Genomic DNA, 16693 nt, shown 5'->3' with positions numbered 1-16693 from the left:
CACGGTCGCCACTGTAACTCTCCTCACACTGTACGGGCCCGAATGCTTAGGCTAGCCTCCCCTTAGTTAGGGCGCCCTACATAAGAGTGTTCGCGAAGTTCCTCACCCTATGCCCACACCCGCTTTGCGGGTGCTGTCGGCATGCCCGTTTCCAGGAGGATGATCCATGAGCTCCCTCGCGCGGTCCGCACCGGGCCCGCTGCACGGGAACGCCGGTGCCCTCGGCACCAGGCCCGAGCCGACACCCCCCTCCGACCAGGACCCCGACGACCCCCGGGCACAGCTGTTCGACGCCCAGAGCGCCGAACACTACCGCGACCTGACCGGGAAGGCCGCGGCCCGCGTCGCCCGGCGCATCGCCGGAGCCGACCGGCCGCTCACCGGAGCCACGGCCGAGGACCTGCGCCCCCAGATCGACAAGGTCGACCTCGACCAGCCGCTCCACGACCCCACCGCGGCGCTGGACGAACTCGAACGCGTCTACCTCGACGACGCCGTCTACTTCCACCACCCCCGCTACATGGGACACCTCAACTGCCCCGTGGTCCTGCCCGCCCTGCTCGGCGAGACCGTCCTGTCCGCCGTCAACTCCTCCCTCGACACCTGGGACCAGAGCGCCGGGGGCACCCTGATCGAACAGCGGCTCATCGACTGGACGTGCGAACGCGTCGGCTTCGGCGAGACCGCGGACGGCGTCTTCACCAGCGGCGGCAGCCAGTCCAACCTCCAGGCCCTGCTCATGGCGCGCGACGAGGCCCACCAACGCGCCAAGGCGCAGGAGGGCCAGGACACCCGCCTGGCCGAACTCCTGCCCAGGATGCGCGTCCTGACCTCCGAGGCCGGACACTTCAGCGTCGCCAAGTCCGCCGCCCTCCTCGGCCTGGGCTACGAATCCGTCATCACCGTGGCCTGCGACGACAGACGGCGCATGCGCCCCGACGCCCTCGCCGCCCAACTGCGCAGGTGCCGCGCCGAAGGGCTCCTGCCCATCGCCGTCGTCGCCACCGCCGGAACCACCGACTTCGGCAGCATCGACCCCCTGCCCCGCATCGCCGACCTGTGCCGGCAGCGCGGCGTGTGGATGCACGTCGACGCCGCCTACGGCTGCGGCCTGCTGGTCTCACGCCACCGCCACCTGCTGGAGGGCGTCGAACGCGCCGACTCCGTCACCGTGGACTTCCACAAGTCCTTCTTCCAGCCGGTCAGCTCCAGCGCGATCGTGGTCCGCGACCGCGACGTCCTGCGCCACGTCACCTACCACGCCGACTACCTCAACTCCCGCTCGGACGGCAGCACCCCGCTGCTCTCCCCCAACCAGGTCGACAAGAGCCTGCAGACCACACGCCGCTTCGACGCCCTCAAACTGTGGCTCACCCTGCGCGTCATGGGCGCCGACGGCGTGGGCGCCCTCTTCGACAGCGTCCTGGACCTGGCCGCCGCCGCCTGGACCCTGCTCGACGCCGACCCGCGCTTCACCGTCGTCACCCGGCCCAGCCTGAGCACCCTGGTCTTCCGCTGCGCCGTACCCGGCGCCGACCCCGACACCGCCGACGCCGCCAACCGCTACGCCCGCGAGGCGCTGCTGGCCTCGGGCCGCGCCTTCGTGGCCCGCACCACCGTCGACGGCAGACCCCACCTCAAACTCACCCTGCTCAACCCCAGGGCCACCCCGCAGGACGTCGCCGAGGTACTGGACCTGATCGCCGCGCACGTCGACCGCTTCGTGAACGGACACCACGCACCCGACCACCCGGCCCCGCCCGAGGCCCACACGGCCCCCGCCCTGCCGACCACCACCGGGAGGTCCCGTTGACCACCAGCCGCCACCCCGCCCCGGCCGCCGACCCCGGCCGGATCCACGACTTCGCCGCCGTCGGCATCGGCCCCTTCAACCTCGGCCTGGCCTGCCTGACCGCGCCCATCCCCGGCCTGGACGGCCTCTTCCTCGACGAGAAACCCGAGTTCTCCTGGCACTCCGGCATGCTCCTGGAGCAAGCCGAACTCCAGACCCCCTTCATGTCCGACCTGGTCACCCTCGCCGACCCCACCTCCCCCTTCTCCTTCCTCAACTACCTCAAGGAGACCGGCAGGCTCTACCCCTTCTACATCCGCGAGCGCTTCTACCCCCTGCGCGCCGAGTACGACGACTACTGCCGCTGGGCCGCCCGGCGCCTGGGCGACGCCGTCCGCTTCGGCCAGCGCGTGGACTCGGTGGAGTACGACCCCGACCGGGCCCTCTACCTGCTGCACAGCACCGAGACCGCGACCGGCACCCGGCGCACCCACCGCGCACGGCGCCTGGTGCTCGGCACCGGCACACCCCCCTACCTGCCCGAACCCTGCCGCGACCTGCCCGGCGACGCCGTGCACAGCTCCGGCTACCTGCCCGCAGCGCGGCGGCTGCGCGACAAGCGCAGCGTGACGGTCGTCGGCAGCGGACAGAGCGCCGCGGAGATCTTCCACGACCTGCTCCAGGACCTGGACGGACACGGCTACCAGCTCAACTGGGTCACCCGCTCCCCGCGCTTCTTCCCGCTGGAGTACACCAAGCTCACCCTGGAGATGACCTCCCCCGAGTACGCCGACCACTTCCACGCGCTCCCGGCACCCACCCGCGACCGCCTCGTGGCCTCGCAGAAGAACCTGTACAAGGGGATCGACTCCGACCTCATCAACGCCATCTACGACCTGCTCTACGTCAAGAGCCGCCTGGGCCCGCCGCCCGTACGCCTGATGACGGGCACCGAGGTCACCGGCGCCCGCCACGACGCGGCGGGCGGCGCGTACACCCTGGACCTGCGCAACACCGACCAGGGGCGCGACTTCACCCTCGACACCGAGGGCCTGGTGCTCGCCACCGGCTACCAGTACCGGATGCCGGACTTCCTGGAACCCATCACCGACCGCCTGGCCTGGGACGGGTCCGGGCGCTTCGCGGTGCGCCGCGACTACCGCGTCGACATCGGGGCACCGCCCGCCGGGGAGGACGCGCCCGGCGCCGACGGCTCCCCCGACGACGGCCGCGGACCGGAGTTCGCCCGGGGCGCCGTCTTCGTGCAGAACGCCGAACTGCACACGCACGGCTTCGTCGCCCCCGACCTGGGCATGGGCGCCTACCGCAACTCCTGCATCCTGCGCGCGATGCTGGGCCGCGAACCCTACGCCGTCGAGCGCTCGATCGCCTTCCAGGAGTTCGGCGCACCCGGGCAGGGAGCACCGGGCACCGACGCCAGGGACGGGAACCGCCCGAACCAGGAAGACCCGAACCAGGAAGACACGGTGGAGACGGCCCTTCCGGCCTCCGGACCGGCCCGGAAGGCGGCGCGCCGATGAGGGAGCAGGCACCGGCCGCGCCCGACCAGGCCGCCGACGCACCGGCCTCGGGCGACGTGTCCGGCCGCAGCAGGACACCCGACGGAGGGACCGCAACCGGCAAGGACACCGCGTCCGACCGGGCCGCCGCGGCCGTCTTCACCCGCGCCGACCCCGAACTCGGCGAGTTCCGCGTCCGGCCCGTGGACCCCGACGCCGACGCCCCCCTCCTGCACCGCTGGCTCACCCACCCCAAATCCCACTTCTGGCTCATGTCCGAGGCCACCGAGGACGACGTCGCCCGCGACTACCGCACCATGGCCGCCTCCCCGCACGAACACGCCTACGTCGGCGAGTGGCGCGGCACTCCCCGCTTCCTGATCGAGCGCTACGACCCCGGCCACAGCGAACTCGCCGCCCACTACCCCGTGCTCCCCGGCGACACCGGCATGCACTTCCTGGTGGCGCCCACCGACACACCCGTACACGGCTTCACCCGCGCCGTGATCACCACCGTCATGGAACTGCTCCTCTCCGACCCCGCCGCCCGACGCGTCGTCGTCGAACCGGACGTGCGCAACACCGCCGTCCACACCCTCAACGCCGCCATGGGCTTCCGGGTCCTCACCACCGTGACCCTCAAGGACAAGGACGCCCACCTGAGCACCTGCACCCGCGACCAGTTCCGCGCCGCCGTCGCCGCGGACCCGACCACAGGAGGCATCGGACGATGACCACGCCCACCACCCGACCCGACACCCACGGGCCCCGCCTCCAGGACCCCCGCGACGCGGTCGGCCACCTGGCCCCGCAGACCTGGGAGCGCGCCAACCGGCTGCTCGTGCGCAAGGCCCTGGCCGAGTTCGCCCACGAACGGCTGCTCAGCCCCGAACCCGGACCCGACGGCCTCTTCTCGGTCACCAGCGACGACGGCGGCGTCGAGTACCGGTTCGCGGCCCGCCTCATGGCCCTGGACCACTGGCGGATCGAGGCCGACAGCATCGTCCGCCGCGACCTGCGGCGCGACGGCGCGCGCCTGCCCCTGGACGCCCTCGACCTGATCCTGGACCTGCGCAAGACGCTCACCCTCGACGAGGACGTCCTGCCCGTCTACCTGGAGGAGATCACCAGCACCCTGGCCAGCAGCGCCTACCGCATGTCGGACGCGCAGCCGAGCGCCGCCGAACTGGCGCGTGCCGGGTTCCAGGAGATCGAGGCGGGGATGACCGAGGGCCACCCGTGCTTCGTCGCCAACAACGGGCGCCTGGGCTTCGACGCCGCGGAGTACCGCGCCTACGCCCCCGAGGCCGCCGCCCCCGTGCGGCTGGTGTGGGTCGCCGCCCGGCGCGAGCGCACGGTCTTCAGCTGCTCTGCCGACCTGGACCGCGAGGAACTGCTGCGCGGCGAGCTCGGCGCCCAGGCCCTGGCCGTCTTCGACGCGCGGCTGACCGACATGGGCCTGGACCCCGGCGACTACCACCTGATCCCGGTCCACCCGTGGCAGTGGTGGAACCGGCTGGCGGTCACCTTCGCCGCCGACGTCGCCCGCCGCGACCTGGTGTGCCTGGGCCACGGCCCCGACGAGTACCGCGCCCAGCAGTCCATCCGCACCTTCTTCAACACCTCCGCCCCCGAACGCCACTACGTCAAGACCGCGCTGTCGGTGCTGAACATGGGCTTCCTGCGCGGGCTGTCCGCCAAGTACATGGAGGCCACCCCGGCCATCAACGACTGGGTCGCCTCGGTCGTGGCCGAGGACCCCGTCCTGCGCGGCACGCGCGTGGAGATCCTGCGCGAACTGGCCGCGGTGGGCTACCGCACCACCCACTACGCGCAGGCTTCGACGGAGAAGTCGCCCTACCTGAAGATGACCGCCGCGCTGTGGCGCGAGAGCCCGGTGACACGGCTGCGGTCGGGCGAGCGCCTGGCCACGATGGCCTCGCTGCTGCACACCGACGCGCAGGGGAGGTCCCTCGCCGCCGAGCTCATCGCCGAGTCGGGTCTGGAGCCCGCGGACTGGCTGCGCCGCTACCTCGACGCCTACCTCGTCCCCCTGCTGCACTGCTTCTACGCCCACGACCTGGTGTTCATGCCGCACGGGGAGAACGTCATCCTCGTCCTGCGCGACGGGGTGCCCCAGCGGGTCCTGCTCAAGGACATCGCCGAGGAGATCGCGGTGATGAACGACGACGCCGAACTGCCCGCCGGGGTCGAGCGGGTCCAGGGCGCGGTGCCCGAGGACATGCGGGTGCTGTCGCTGTTCACCGACGTCTTCGACTGCTTCCTGCGCTTCCTCAACGGCGTCCTCGCTGGTGAGGGCGTCCTGTCCGAGACCGACTTCTGGCGCACCGTGGCCGCGTGCGTGGCCGGCTACCAGGCGTCGGCGCCCCACCTGGCCGACCGTTTCGCGCGTGACGACCTGTTCGCGGAACGCTTCGCGCTCTCGTGCCTGAACCGGCTGCAACTGCGCAACAACCGCCAGATGGTCGATCTGGAGGACCCGTCCGCGGGCCTGCAACTGGTCGGCACCCTGGAGAACCCCATCGCCGGGTTCCGTCCCGCGCCCCGGTAGGCGCGGCGGGACAGGGGCTTTCCGCGGTCCGGTGGGCGCGGCGGGACAGGGCTTCCACGGTCCGGTGGGCGCGGCGGGACAGCGGGGTTCGCCGGTCCGACGGGGGCCGAAGAGGTCCGCGTACGCCGCGTCCGCTCCGGGGAAGGGGCTCCGTGCCCCTCCCCCGGCGGTCCGCGCCGCCGGACCGCCCCGGGTGTCGTGGCGGCGCGGTACGTTCTTCGGGCCCGCGCACCGCACCGCACCGCCCAGGAGGAGACGTGGACCCCTACTCGCCCGTGCCGGAACTGAACCTGCTCAGGGAGCTGGAGGAGCGGGCCGACGGTGACTTCGTCGCGGACGGCTTCGAGACGCTCGACTACGGCGACCCGGAACAGCTGACCGGCTGGCCGGAGGACCCGGCGTTCCGGTCCCGCCTCATCCCCTTCGCCCTGGCCAACGGCTCCGGCTCCGTCTACGCCCTGTGGCGCTGCGACGACCGCGAGGACCCCGTCGACCTGCCCGTCGTCGTCCTCGGCGACGAGGGCGCCGTGGCGGTGGTGGCCGAGAACCCCCGCGGCCTGGTCCTGCTCCTGGGTGCGGACTCCGAGATCGGCGTCGACCACGGCTACCCGCCCTACCTGCGCGGCGAGCCCCAGGATGAGGACGGGCCCCGGCGCACCCGGTACCGCGCCTGGCTCCAGGAGCACTTCGGACGCGGCCTGCCCACGGAATCCGAGGTCGACGCCGTGCTGGAGGGCGCGCGGGACCGTCACGGCGAGTCCTTCGAGCGGTGGGTGGACGGCTACCTGCCCTCGTGAACTCGTCGTCAGTTCACTGGTTCCGCCTGGAACGCAGCTCCTTTACGGCGTAGATTCACTTTTGTCCGTTTATGCCGGATATGCCGCCGGGCCCGGAGCCCGGCGGCGCTTGTCGTCCGGCCGGGAGTCAGTCCTTCCACTCCTGGATCATGGTGTCGCAGGCGTGCACGCACATCACGCGCAGCCGTCCCGTGCCGGTGTTGGTGAAGCCGTGCCACACCCCGGGCTGGACGACCAGGGTGTCGCCCGCCGTGGCCGTGAGCCTGCGTTCGCCGACGGCGAACGCGGCCTCGCCCTCCAGGACGGTCCACGTCTCGGTGTAGGGGTGGCGGTGCAGGCCGGGCCCCTGTCCGGGGTCGTTGTCCACGAGGAAGAACGAGATCCCCGAGCCGTGCGGGCGGCCCTCGAAGCGCAGCGTGCGCGAGTCGCCCATCCGGAGTTCGTCGGCGGGGACCACGCGGTCGTGTGTCGTGCTCTCCACGGCGCTCACTCCCCGAACCCGGTCACGCGGCGGACCTCGACGGACCCGCGGGCCTCCGCGGGCACGCGCGCGGCCCGACCGGCCGCCGCGCCGGTGACGCGGTACCCGGTCGGCGTCGGGCCCGGGGCGGGCGAGCCCCCGGCCCCGCCGCCCGGATCGTGGCGGTGGAGCGGTGCGAACCTCATCGCGGTGTCCCTTCGGATGTGCCCGTCTCGGTGTGGCTCCACCATGGCCGGGCGGGCGCGCCGCGCTCTACACTTTCGATGTGCGTCGAAACAGGGTCCGCTTCCGGATCGGGGCGGCCGACGTCTCGGCGATCCGGTTCGGCGTCTCGCCGGGCCACGAGCTGTGCCACGCGGTCCGGGTCCTGCTCGACCCCTCGGGCCACCCGCTCCAGTGGGGCTGGCTGCGCGCGGTGCGGGGGTCGCTGCCGAGGCGGCCGTTCGAGTACCTGGCCACGGTGATCGGCCACGAGGGCTACTTCCCCGACTTCCTCACGGCGGCCCCGTCCTGGGACATGACCCCCGAGGAGGAGGCCGAGCGCCTGCGGCGCGTGCCGCCCGAAGCCGTCCGGGCCGACCTGACCAAGGTGCTCGCGCGCTCGCGTGGGCGCCGCCACGCCCTGGTGGCCGACATGTTCGCCCACCCCGAGCGCACCCGCGCGCTGGTCTCGGACGCCTGGACGGCGGTCTGGGAGGCCGCGCTGGCCCCGCACTGGCCGCAGATCCGGCGCCTGCTGGGCACGGACATCGACCTGCGGGTGCGGCGCATGGGCGCGGGCGGCGTGGCGGCGATGGTGGGCACGCTGCACGAGTCGGTGGGCTGGCACCGGGACGCGATCGAGGTCGGGATGCGCAGGCACGACGAGGACGTGGCCTGCGAGGGCAGCGGCGTGGTGCTCACGCCCTCCGTGATGAGCGCGCCACACTGCTCGGTGCTCACCGAGCCGCCCGTGCAGCCGACGCTGTTCTACCCGGTGCACGGGCTGTCGGCGGCGTGGACGCGTGAGGGCACGGCCGCCGCGGAGGCGCTGGAGGAACTGCTCGGGTCGGGGCGCGCCCGCGTCCTGCTGACCCTGGACGGGCCCCGGTCCACGTCGGAGGTGGCCGGGGACTGCGCGATGGCGGTCTCCACGGCCTCGCACCACCTGTCGATCCTGCGGCGGTCGGGGCTGGTGGAGGGCCGCCGGGAGGGCACGCGGGTGATGCACGCGCGCACGCCGCTGGGCGAGGCCCTGGTGAGCGGAGGGGCCTGAGGGGCGGCGGACCGGCGTGCGCTCCCCGGTACGGAGCGCACGCCCGGAGGCCGCGGGGCGAGTGGGGCCGGTGGGAACGCACACCCCGAAGCCTCCGGGCGGCGGCAGCCGGTGGGAACATCCGCCCGAAAGCCGCGGGACGAGCGGCCGGTGGGAACATCCACCCGGACGGGGAAGTCCCGGCCCCCGGTCAGCGGGCCCCGGTGTCCGGGTCCGCGTCCGGGGCGTGCGAAGCGTCCGGACCGGGAACCGGCGCGTCCCGGTCCGGCTCCGCGTCCCGGTCCCGCTCGGGCGCGATGGCGCGGGCCAGGTGCTCGGCGACCTGGCGGCGCGTCGGGGGCGCGAGCGTGCCGCTGGACAGCGACTCGTACAGCCACAGGCCGTCCGCGGCCAGGCGCAGCACGAACAGCTCCATCTCCTCCGGCGTCAGCGGCCCGGCGGACGGTTCGGGTGTCCAGCGCCCCATCACCTCGTCCCAGGGGGCGCGGGTGGCCGGTTCGTTCGCGGTCTCCAGCAGGAGCAGCAGCTCGGCGCGCGTGGAGCTGTGCGCGGCCACCCGGGCGTAGGCCGCCAGGCGCTCGCGGGACGTGGCCCGGTCCGCGCTCCTGCCGGCGGCCTCCACCAGGTGGTCGTCCCACCCCTGGGCCAGATGTTCGTGCAGGGCCTGGAGCAGGGCCTCGCGCGAGGGGAAGTGGTAGAGCAGCCCTCCCTTGGTCAGACCCGTCTCGGCCGCCACCGACTCGTAGGTCAGGGCCGTGACGCCGTCGCGCTGGACGACGCGGAAGGCCGCGTCCAGGATCTGTGTCCGGTTGCTCTTGCGCATGCTCTCCCCCGGGGGTCAGTGGTCCGCGTACGCCGACGAGGACGTGCCGGGACCATGGTGGCGCAGCAGCCGCCAGGTGAGGGCCGCGCCGCACGCCAGGACCGCCGCGACCACGACCATGACCACGAGGTAACCGGTGTCGAAGGCGTCGTGGGCCGCGGCGACGACCGCGCCGTCTCCCCCGGCCGAGGCCAGGGCGTCGGCCAGGCTCCTCCCGGCGGCGGCCGGGGCGCCCTGCGGCAGCTGGACGGCGGCCGCGTAGACGAAGGTGACCAGGCTGCCCATCAGCGCCACCGCGGTCAGGTTGCCGAACTCGTAGGAGACCTCCTCCACCGAGGAGGCCATCCCGGCGCGGCTGGCGGGCGCGTTGCCGATGATCGCCGTGGAGGCCACCGACATCGCCGCGCCCAGCCCGGCGCCGGTCAGCAGCAGCCCCGCGACGAGCCAGCCGATGCCCGTCTGGAAACCCAGGATCGAGACGACCACACCCGCCACGCCCGCGGCGAGCCCTCCCGCGATCAGGGGCAGCAGGCCGGTCCGGTGCAGGAACGCGCCGCCCAGCAGCGCGGTCGGCAGCGAACCCGCCGCCACGGCGGCCACCAGCAGCCCGGCCTCCAGCGGTGTGAAGCCCACGACGAGCTGGAAGCGCTGGGTGGTGACGAGCTGGATGCCGCCGATGGCGAACATCGAGAACGCCGCGGCCAGCACGCCGGAGGTGAAGGCGGGGTTGCGGAAGACCGCGAAGTCCAGCAGCGGGTCATCCAGGCGGCGCTGGCGGCGCGTGAACAGGACGAAGGCCACCACGGCCACGACCGCGGCGACGGCGAAGAGCGGCCAGCGCGGCGGCGTGTGCGCCAGCTCCTTGATCGCCAGCACCGAGGCGACCAGTCCGGCCATGGCTTGGAGCGAGGAGACCAGGTCCCAGTGCTTGCCGGGGTCGGGGACGTTGGGCGGCGCGATCAGCGCGGTCGCGACCAGGGCCGCGACGACCACGGGCACGTTGAGGAGGAAGACCGAGCCCCACCAGAAGAACTCCAGCAGGACCCCGCCCACGATCGGCCCCAGCGCGCCGCCGACCACCGAGACGCTGCCCCAGACCGCGATGGCGATGTTGCGTTCGCGTTCGATGGGGAAGGCGATCCTGATCAGCGCCAGGGTGGCGGGCATCATCGCCGCCGCGCCCACCGCCAGCAGCGCGCGCGAGGCGATGAGGACCCAGGCCGTGGGGGAGAACGCGGCGACCAGCGAGGCCAGGCCGAAGACCACCAGCCCGACCACGAACATGCGCACGTGGCCGATCCGGTCGCCCAGCGTGCCGCTGCCCAGCAGCAGACCGGCCATGACGACCGGGTAGGCGTTGATGATCCACAGGCTCTGCGCGCCGGTCGCCCCCAGTTGAGCGGTGAGGGTCGGCAGGGCGGTGTACAGGATCGTGTTGTCCACGGTGACGAGCAGCAGTCCGGCCGCCACGGTCACCAGCAGCAGCCACCGGCGTGTCGCCGTCATGACCGTCGCGTGCGTCTGATGTGAGCCCATGGCCCGAAATTTACCTTACATCCGGTACAGTTTCGCGCCCGCTCCCCCGGCGCGGACGGGTCGCCCTCCCCCGGCTCGCGGGCGTTCACGGACGTGCGGGGCGCGCCTTCGGACACGGCGCTCCCCCGCGCGCGGAAACACCCGGCGGGGCCTTTCGCGCGACCGTTGCGGGCGATCCCGCGCACGACCGCTCCAGAGGCCGTGGCGAGGCGATCCGGGGGATCGCGGCGATGTGGTCGGGGACCGCCGCGACCGGATCCGCGGCGCGCCGTGCCGCCCGCGGCGCCTCCTCCTGCTACCACCCGTAAGGGGGAGGCGCGCCGCCGGACGGTGCGCCGGTAGCGGGAGGGGACGGCAATGGCGGGAGTGGTGGAGGCGGGCGCCTGGGGGCTGCTGGCCGGGTCGGCGCTGCTAGTGGGCGCGGTGCTGGGGTACGCCCTGCGGATCCCGCGCCTGGTGATCGCCTCGGTGATGGCCTTCGGCGCCGGGGTGCTGCTGTCGGCGGTCTCGTTCGAGCTGATAGCCGAGGCGCACGCGGAGGCCGGGCTGCTCCCGGCGGTGGTCGGCACCCTCGCGGGCGCGGCCGCCTACACCGTGGGCAACATCGCACTGGCCCGGCGGGGGGCGCGGCACCGCAAGCGGTCCGGCCGGCCCGGAAAGCAGCCTTCGGAGGGCCAGCAGGCCGGGTCGGGCCTCGCGCTGGCTCTGGGGGCGCTGCTGGACGGCGTTCCGGAGTCGGCGGTCATCGGCGTCGGCCTGGCCCAGGGCGGCGCGGTCAGCACGGTGACCGTGGCGGCGGTGTTCATCAGCAACATCCCCGAGGGGCTGTCCAGTTCGGCGGGCATGCGGCGGGCGGGTCGCGGCAAGGGGTACGTCTTCGGCGTGTGGGGGGCGATCGCCGCCGCCAGCATGGTCTCGGCCATGGTGGGCTACGCCGTGGTGGGCGGGCTGCCCGCGTTCGTGGTGGCGACGGTGACGGCCGTGGCGGCCGGGGCCATCCTGGCGATGATCGCCGACACGATGATCCCGGAGGCCTTCGAGGACACCCACCTGGCCATCGGCGTCATCACCGTCTGCGGGTTCCTGGTCTCCTTCGCGCTCTCCCACGCCTGAGCGGCGGGAGCCGGGGGCCGCGCGGGTCGGCGGCTCCCCGGCGGCCCCGGTCGGCGGTGCCGCTACTTGCCGAAGAGGGCCTTCTGCACGTCGTCGGGGCCGTCGAACCGGCTCGTACCTGCGTCGGAGAGCTTCCGGACCAGGTCGTCACCCGCGCCGTTGCCCTTGGCCAGCGACACCAGGTCGTCGCGGCTGGCGGGGTACTCGGCTCCCTTGAGCGCCTTCTGCAGTTCGATGGGGTTGAGGTCGGCCATGGGTTCCTCCCGGTCTCGCGTGCTGGTGCGACGGACTCCCGTCGGCTACCCGGACGGCGCGCGCGGAAATACCACCGGTGGGCAAAGAGGAGGCGTCGCCGCAGACGCGTCCTCCCGGTGCCGGAACCCGGTCAGCTGGTCGCGCAGGACCCCGTAGGTGGGGGCCAGGTCCCGTAGAACCGCAGCGGCCGCACCGTCGTCGCCGGTGACGAGTGGGTACTGCAACGATCCGACCAGGCGGACCTGCCCGGTCAGGGTCGCGGCCGCGTCCGCGTGGCCGACGACGCGCAGGCAGGCCGCCGCGTCCGCCAGGCGCCGGGCGCCGACCCGGACCGCGAAGCCGACCAGGTGGCCGTGCAGCTCAGGGTCGCAGCCGCGCCCGACCAGGTCCGCGAGGGCCCGTGCCGCGTCGCCGTTGGCGGCGCCGAGCCATCCGTCATCGCGCCAGGATGCCGTTTCTCCCGGGAAAACACCACCGGCGCGCGGCGGTCCGCAGCCGTGGCCCGCGGCCCTCGGGTCCGCCCGTTTTTGCCGGACCGGCAAAGGACTTTGGCAGCGCGGCGCCGCGGCCGCATCGTGGCGGTATGAACGAGAACGAGTTGGTACGGGCATCCGGTGAGGCGTGGGACGTCGTGGTGGTCGGGGGCGGCGCGGCGGGTCTGTCGGCCGCGCTGACGCTGGCCCGGGTCCGCCGTTCGGTGCTGGTCGTCGACGCCGGGGAGCCGCGCAACGCCCCGGCGGCCGGGGCGCACGGCCTGCTGTCCCGGGACGGGATTCCGCCGCTGGAACTGCTCCGGCTGGGGCGCGAGGAGGTCGCCTCCTACGGCGGGCGGATCGTGTCCGGCCGCGTCTCGGGCGTGCGCCGGGAGGACGGGAACCTGGTGGTGAGCACCGAGGGCGGGGGCCGCGCGGTGGCCCGGCGGCTGCTGCTGACCACGGGGCTGGTGGACGAGCTGCCCGACGTCCCCGGTCTCGCGCGGCTGTGGGGGCGGGACGTGGTGCACTGCGTGTACTGCCACGGCTGGGAGGCGCGCGACACGGCCGTCGGGGTGCTGGGGACCGGGCCGGGGTCGTTCCACCAGGCGCTGATGTTCCGTCAGCTGTCGTCCGAGGTGACGCTGTTCCTGCACACCGGCGTCGACCTGGGCGACGAGCAGTGGGAGCAGCTGGCCGCGCTGGGCGTCGGGGTGGTCGAGGGCGAGGTGCACGGCCTGGAGGTCGACGACCGGGAACGGCTGGCGGGTGTGCGCCTGGCCTCCGGCAGGGAGTTCGCGGTGCGGACGCTGGCGGTGGCGCCGCGGTTCGCGGCCCGCGCGGACTTCCTGGCCGACCTGGGGCTGGCGTTGACGGAGCACCCGACCGGGATGGGCGCGCAGCTGGCCGTGGAGGCGGGCGGGTTCACCGGTGTCGAGGGGGTGTGGGCCGCGGGCAACGTCGCCGACGTGATGGCGAACGTGCCGGTCGCGGCGGCGTCGGGGACCCGGGCGGGGGCCGCGCTCAACGCGGACCTGGTCGCCGCCGACGCGGCGGCGGCCGCGGCGGCGCGGGCCGCCCTCGGCACCACGGAGGCGCGGGGACGCGTCGCGGACTGAACCCTGCCCGCCCGACCGGGGCGCCGGGCCGCCCTCCGGCGCCCCTCGGAGGACGGGGCCCTCACCTGGCCGGAACACGATCACGGCACCGCTGCCTAGGAGGCGGCGCCACTGCTTCGAAGGAGGGATCAGCCGGGCAGACCCGTGGCCCGCCGACCGTGGCCGCCCGCCCCGCCCCTTCCGCTCAGGCCGCCGGGCCGGAGGGGCTCACTCCGGCGGCGGCCCCGTCGGGGCCCGCCTCGGCGGACCCGCCCGCGGCGGCGTCGCCCTCGGCGATGTGCGCGGCCCGCAGGACCGCCTCCAGGAGACCGGGCATGCGCGCGCCGAGGTCCTCCTGGCGCAGGCAGCTCATGCGCGAGGTGCCCTCGTAGTACTGGCGGATGACGCCCGCCTCGCGCAGCACGCGGAAGTGGTGGGTGGAGGTGGACTTGCTCACCGGCAGTTCGAAGGCGATGCAGGCCATGTCGTCGTGGCCCCGGGCCAGTTCGCGCACGATGCGCAGGCGCACGGGGTCGGCCAGGGCGTGCATGACCGTCTCCACCCGGATCTCCTCGGCGGGCGGGTGCTCCAGGCGGCGACCGCCTCCGATCCTTCGTTCCTTGCCGGGCATGCCATGACCTCCACTGCCGTGCGCCGTGCGACTTCCACCACAAAGTACGAGGACGGTCGTAGTTTGACAATCCTCGTAGTACGTTGCTTACCGTAGTACGACATCCATCGTATTAGAGCCCCGCCGCCGTGCGCCGGACCCGCTCCCCGATGGAAGCCCACCACCTGTTGCAGACGGAAGGACACCCCTTGAGCACGCTGTTCACCCCCTTGAAGCTGAGGTCGCTGGAGATCCCCAACCGCGTGTGGATGTCCCCGATGTGCATGTACTCGGCCGCCTCCGAGGGGCCCGACACCGGTGCCCCGACCGACTTCCACCTCGCGCACCTGGCAGACCGGGCCGCGGGCGGAACCGGTCTGGTCATGGTCGAGGCCACGGGCGTGCGGCCCGACGGGCGGATCAGCCCCTGGGACCTCGGCCTGTGGAACAGCCGCCAGCAGGAGGCCTTCGCACGCGTGACCGCCGCGATCAGCGCCCACGGCGCGGTCCCGGCCATCCAGCTCGCGCACGCCGGGCGCAAGGCCTCGACGGACAAACCCTGGCTGGGCGGACGGTACGTCCCCGAGTCCGAGGGCGGCTGGACGACGGTGGGCCCCGGCACCGAGGCCTTCCCCGGCTACGCCGCGCCGGCCGAGCTGACCGCCGACGGGATCCGGCAGCTGGTCCGCGACTTCGCGGCCTCGGCCGAGCGGGCGCTGGCCGCCGGGTTCCAGGTGGCCGAGGTGCACGGCGCGCACGGTTACCTGCTGCACTCCTTCCTGTCCCCCGTCACCAACCACCGCACCGACGAGTACGGCGGCAGCCCCGAGAACCGGATGCGCTTCGCGCTGGAGGTCGTCGAGGCCGTGCGCGAGGTGTGGCCCGAGCACCTGCCGGTGTTCTTCCGCACCTCGGCCACCGACTGGTTGTCGGAGGACGGGACCGACGAGCGCGAGGGCTGGACGGGCGAGGACACCGTCCTGCTCGCCAAGGAGCTCCAGGCCCGGGGCGTGGACCTGCTCGACGTGTCCACCGGCGGCCTGGTCGCCGACGCCCGCATCCCCGTGGGCCCGAACTACCAGGTGCCCTTCGCAGAGCAGGTGCGCGGCGCCACCGGTCTGCCCACCGGCGCGGTCGGGGCGATCACCGAACCCGCCCAGGCCGAGGAGATCGTCGCCTCGGGCCGCGCCGACGCGGTGTTCCTGGCGCGGCAGCTGCTGCGCGAGCCCTACTGGGCCCACCGCGCCGCGCAGGAGCTGGGCGCGGAGTCGCGCTGGCCCGAGCAGTACGGCTACGCGGTCGGCCACCCGCGCGCCGCCAGCGGAGCCTGAACCGGGCGGAGCGGAGCCCCGCGGGCCCGGAGCGCACGGCTCCGGGTCCGCCGCCCCGGAACCCGCCGCAAGCGCCGAAGGCGCCGGGCGGGTTCGGCGGTACCGGGGCCGGGAGCGTTCTTCCCCTGCGCTCCCGGCCCCGGGTACGCGCCCGCCGTCGAGATGTCCGCGGCCAAGGTTCCTCCCTTGCGCTCCCGGCCCCGGGTACGCGCCCGCCGTCGAGATGTCCGCGGCCGAGGTCCTTCCCCCCGTGCTCCCGGCCGCGGGGAACGCTGTCGTGGGCGGCGCCTGCCACGGGCGCCGCCCACGGAGGTCAGGGCCGCAGGGGCCGGAAGGATCGGAGTTCGCACCCGGTGGCGCGGATGGCCTCGTCCAGCAGTCGCGGTGTGGTCGCTCGCAGCGGCGCGACGCGGTGCGGGCCGAGATGGAAGGCCCAGAAGCAGCGCGAAGCCGGTCCCCAGAGCACCCACCACAGCGGGCTGTGCAGTTGTTCCAGGAAACGGGCGGCCTCGTACTGGGCGGCGTCCCGGTTGCGGTCCCAGGCCATCGCGGGCTGTTCAGGCCGTGACGGCGTCGTCGGGTCCGGGCATGGGGGCGTAGGGGTCGATGCGGGCCCAGACGGTCAGGGGTGCGCCGGGTTCGCCGTTCCAGCCCCATTCCACGGACAGGCGGTCCACGAGGTGGAGGCCCCGCCCGCCGACGCGGAGGTCGTCGCCGGGCGGTGACAGGCGGGGCAGGTGGACGGGCTGACCCGGCCGGGGCCCGTCGTCGGTCACCGCGAGGTGGATGACGTGGTCCGGTAGGTGCCGCATCTGAACCTTCACGCGACCGCACCGTGCTCCCGAAGCGGTGTGCGCCCAGGCGTTGGTCACCAGTTCGCCCGCCACGAGCACCAGGGAGAAAGCCCGGTGCGCCTGAACCCGTGCGCCCCGCCGGCACCAGCTGCGGATCTGCGGTGCCTGGCTCACCTGGGACCCGAAGAGCGCCGTGCGCACCCCGGTCCCCGTCCTTCCCCGGCGCGGTAGCCCGCTCCCACCG

At 73.8% G+C, this 16693-nt stretch carries 18 protein-coding genes; 9 read left to right on the top strand and 9 right to left on the bottom strand.

What is annotated here, in order from left to right:
* Positions 1-166: 166 nt before the first annotated feature.
* The 5 genes from AC0VX6_RS09345 (at position 167) to AC0VX6_RS09325 (ending at position 6681) form a co-directional block, all read left to right on the top strand.
* On the top strand, positions 167-1813 hold the full coding sequence (locus AC0VX6_RS09345) for a pyridoxal phosphate-dependent decarboxylase family protein (protein ID WP_475468145.1): 1647 nt from the start codon (positions 167-169) through the stop codon (positions 1811-1813).
* Positions 1810-3333: a lysine N(6)-hydroxylase/L-ornithine N(5)-oxygenase family protein gene (locus tag AC0VX6_RS09340; protein WP_475468143.1), complete on the top strand. Its 1524-nt coding sequence runs from the start codon at positions 1810-1812 to the stop codon at positions 3331-3333. The genes AC0VX6_RS09345 and AC0VX6_RS09340 overlap by 4 nt, the downstream gene beginning before the upstream one ends.
* Positions 3330-4046 (top strand): GNAT family N-acetyltransferase, encoded by a 717-nt coding sequence (locus AC0VX6_RS09335; protein ID WP_475468141.1) that lies wholly within the window; start codon positions 3330-3332, stop codon positions 4044-4046. The genes AC0VX6_RS09340 and AC0VX6_RS09335 overlap by 4 nt, the downstream gene beginning before the upstream one ends.
* Positions 4043-5884: an IucA/IucC family protein gene (locus tag AC0VX6_RS09330; RefSeq protein ID WP_475468140.1), complete on the top strand. Its 1842-nt coding sequence runs from the start codon at positions 4043-4045 to the stop codon at positions 5882-5884. The genes AC0VX6_RS09335 and AC0VX6_RS09330 overlap by 4 nt, the downstream gene beginning before the upstream one ends.
* A gap of 257 nt (positions 5885-6141) precedes the next feature.
* Positions 6142-6681: a hypothetical protein gene (locus tag AC0VX6_RS09325; protein WP_274977083.1), complete on the top strand. Its 540-nt coding sequence runs from the start codon at positions 6142-6144 to the stop codon at positions 6679-6681.
* 127 nt (positions 6682-6808) lie between these two features.
* Here the strand turns inward: AC0VX6_RS09325 and AC0VX6_RS09320 are convergent, their stop codons facing one another.
* Both AC0VX6_RS09320 and AC0VX6_RS09315 read right to left on the bottom strand, forming a co-directional pair.
* Positions 6809-7162 carry a cupin domain-containing protein gene (locus tag AC0VX6_RS09320; protein WP_274977081.1) on the bottom strand — a complete coding sequence of 118 codons (354 nt, stop codon included), beginning with the start codon at positions 7160-7162 and terminating at the stop codon, positions 6809-6811.
* Between the two features lie 5 nt (positions 7163-7167).
* Entirely contained in the window at positions 7168-7347 is a 180-nt protein-coding gene (locus AC0VX6_RS09315) for a hypothetical protein (RefSeq protein ID WP_475468138.1), read from the bottom strand.
* A gap of 80 nt (positions 7348-7427) precedes the next feature.
* Between AC0VX6_RS09315 and AC0VX6_RS09310 the strand changes: the two genes are divergently transcribed.
* The gene (locus tag AC0VX6_RS09310; RefSeq protein ID WP_475468137.1) at positions 7428-8417 is read left to right on the top strand and encodes an ArsR/SmtB family transcription factor; all 990 of its coding nucleotides are present in this window, start codon (positions 7428-7430) and stop codon (positions 8415-8417) included.
* A gap of 190 nt (positions 8418-8607) precedes the next feature.
* Here the strand turns inward: AC0VX6_RS09310 and AC0VX6_RS09305 are convergent, their stop codons facing one another.
* Positions 8608-9240, bottom strand: a complete 633-nt coding sequence (locus AC0VX6_RS09305) for a TetR/AcrR family transcriptional regulator (RefSeq protein ID WP_475468136.1) — start codon at positions 9238-9240, stop codon at positions 8608-8610.
* A 15-nt stretch (positions 9241-9255) separates the two neighbouring features.
* Positions 9256-10746 carry an MFS transporter gene (locus AC0VX6_RS09300; RefSeq protein WP_274978105.1) on the bottom strand — a complete coding sequence of 497 codons (1491 nt, stop codon included), beginning with the start codon at positions 10744-10746 and terminating at the stop codon, positions 9256-9258.
* A gap of 387 nt (positions 10747-11133) precedes the next feature.
* On the opposite strand from AC0VX6_RS09300, the gene AC0VX6_RS09295 reads away from it, so the two are divergent.
* Positions 11134-11889 carry a ZIP family metal transporter gene (locus AC0VX6_RS09295; protein WP_475468134.1) on the top strand — a complete coding sequence of 252 codons (756 nt, stop codon included), beginning with the start codon at positions 11134-11136 and terminating at the stop codon, positions 11887-11889.
* A 62-nt stretch (positions 11890-11951) separates the two neighbouring features.
* Here AC0VX6_RS09295 and AC0VX6_RS09290 read toward each other — a convergent pair whose 3' ends face one another.
* Positions 11952-12143, bottom strand: coding sequence for a DUF2795 domain-containing protein (locus AC0VX6_RS09290; protein ID WP_274977076.1), 192 nt, complete (start codon positions 12141-12143; stop codon positions 11952-11954).
* A 45-nt stretch (positions 12144-12188) separates the two neighbouring features.
* Complete coding sequence (locus AC0VX6_RS09285; protein ID WP_475468132.1) at positions 12189-12686, bottom strand: hypothetical protein; 498 nt, start codon at positions 12684-12686, stop codon at positions 12189-12191.
* A gap of 41 nt (positions 12687-12727) precedes the next feature.
* Between AC0VX6_RS09285 and AC0VX6_RS09280 the strand changes: the two genes are divergently transcribed.
* Positions 12728-13735: an NAD(P)/FAD-dependent oxidoreductase gene (locus AC0VX6_RS09280; RefSeq protein ID WP_475468130.1), complete on the top strand. Its 1008-nt coding sequence runs from the start codon at positions 12728-12730 to the stop codon at positions 13733-13735.
* Between the two features lie 184 nt (positions 13736-13919).
* Here AC0VX6_RS09280 and AC0VX6_RS09275 read toward each other — a convergent pair whose 3' ends face one another.
* A complete protein-coding gene (locus tag AC0VX6_RS09275) occupies positions 13920-14345 on the bottom strand; it encodes an ArsR/SmtB family transcription factor (RefSeq protein WP_475468128.1) in 426 nt (141 codons plus the stop codon).
* Positions 14346-14533: 188 nt separating this feature from the next.
* Here AC0VX6_RS09275 and AC0VX6_RS09270 point away from each other — a divergent pair, with 188 nt between their 5' ends.
* Positions 14534-15655, top strand: a complete 1122-nt coding sequence (locus AC0VX6_RS09270; protein WP_475468127.1) for an NADH:flavin oxidoreductase/NADH oxidase — start codon at positions 14534-14536, stop codon at positions 15653-15655.
* Positions 15656-15968: 313 nt separating this feature from the next.
* On the opposite strand, the gene AC0VX6_RS09265 is transcribed toward AC0VX6_RS09270, so the two are convergent.
* The gene (locus AC0VX6_RS09265) at positions 15969-16202 is read right to left on the bottom strand and encodes a hypothetical protein (protein WP_475468126.1); all 234 of its coding nucleotides are present in this window, start codon (positions 16200-16202) and stop codon (positions 15969-15971) included.
* A 10-nt stretch (positions 16203-16212) separates the two neighbouring features.
* Entirely contained in the window at positions 16213-16623 is a 411-nt protein-coding gene (locus AC0VX6_RS09260; RefSeq protein WP_475469296.1) for an ATP-binding protein, read from the bottom strand.
* Positions 16624-16693: the final 70 nt, after the last annotated feature.

This window comes from Nocardiopsis sp. iso_25 (assembly GCF_056173305.1).
The sequence above is the reverse complement of the archived record's forward strand: the minus strand, read 5'-3'. Positions and strand labels throughout refer to the sequence as shown.

Bases quoted from the DNA above. Each gene is read 5' to 3' on its own strand.
- AC0VX6_RS09345 (WP_475468145.1), top strand. From the start codon at position 167: ATGAGCTCCCTCGCGCGGTCCGCACCGGGCCCGCTGCACGGGAACGCC.
- AC0VX6_RS09335 (WP_475468141.1), top strand. From the start codon at position 3,330: ATGAGGGAGCAGGCACCGGCCGCGCCCGACCAGGCCGCCGACGCACCG.
- AC0VX6_RS09330 (WP_475468140.1), top strand. From the start codon at position 4,043: ATGACCACGCCCACCACCCGACCCGACACCCACGGGCCCCGCCTCCAG.
- AC0VX6_RS09315 (WP_475468138.1), bottom strand. From the start codon at position 7,347: ATGAGGTTCGCACCGCTCCACCGCCACGATCCGGGCGGCGGGGCCGGG.
- AC0VX6_RS09305 (WP_475468136.1), bottom strand. From the start codon at position 9,240: ATGCGCAAGAGCAACCGGACACAGATCCTGGACGCGGCCTTCCGCGTC.
- AC0VX6_RS09300 (WP_274978105.1), bottom strand. From the start codon at position 10,746: ATGACGGCGACACGCCGGTGGCTGCTGCTGGTGACCGTGGCGGCCGGA.
- AC0VX6_RS09295 (WP_475468134.1), top strand. From the start codon at position 11,134: ATGGCGGGAGTGGTGGAGGCGGGCGCCTGGGGGCTGCTGGCCGGGTCG.
- AC0VX6_RS09290 (WP_274977076.1), bottom strand. From the start codon at position 12,143: ATGGCCGACCTCAACCCCATCGAACTGCAGAAGGCGCTCAAGGGAGCC.
- AC0VX6_RS09280 (WP_475468130.1), top strand. From the start codon at position 12,728: ATGAACGAGAACGAGTTGGTACGGGCATCCGGTGAGGCGTGGGACGTC.
- AC0VX6_RS09275 (WP_475468128.1), bottom strand. From the start codon at position 14,345: ATGCCCGGCAAGGAACGAAGGATCGGAGGCGGTCGCCGCCTGGAGCAC.
- AC0VX6_RS09265 (WP_475468126.1), bottom strand. From the start codon at position 16,202: ATGGCCTGGGACCGCAACCGGGACGCCGCCCAGTACGAGGCCGCCCGT.